Source organism: Micromonospora sp. NBS 11-29 (genome assembly GCF_002140155.1).
In the GTDB taxonomy this organism is placed as follows: Bacteria; Actinomycetota; Actinomycetes; order Mycobacteriales; family Micromonosporaceae; genus Micromonospora.
Window position 1 is genome coordinate 9,679 of sequence record NZ_NAPR01000009.1, and the last position, 455, is coordinate 10,133.

The window sequence follows — 455 nt, forward strand, 5'->3', positions numbered from 1 at the left end:
CGTCACCGAAACGCACCGCCTCCCGCACATGCCGCANATCCGGGCCGGCGATCTCCGCCGGATCAGCCAGTCGACCGGTCAGGTTCGACACGACCGGCCGGGTCGGCGGTCGCCAGTCCAGGCCGGCGATCGCGGCCCGGAACTCCGCCAGCATCGGCTCCATCAGCCGCGAGTGGAACGCGTGACTCACCGCGAGCCGCTTGACCCGCCAACCCCGGGTCGCGCACTCTTCCGCCAACCGGTCCAACTCCGAAACCGCACCGGACAGCACCACCGACGCCGGACCGTTCACCGCCGCGACGTCGACACCACCAGCCGTGGACCCCAGCAGCTCCCGCACGTCGGCCTCCGACGCACCGACCGCCAACATCCCACCACCGGCCGGCAACGCCTGCATCAACGAACCCCGCGCCGCCACCAGCACACAGGCGTCCTCAAGAGACAACACACCCGCC

General features: G+C 71.1%; 1 protein-coding gene. It reads right to left on the reverse strand.

Annotated features, from left to right (window positions below):
• On the reverse strand, window positions 1–397 hold a 397-nt coding region (locus B1205_RS29075; protein WP_441338489.1), incomplete at its 3' end, for an acyltransferase domain-containing protein.
• Window positions 398–455 lie beyond the last annotated feature (58 nt).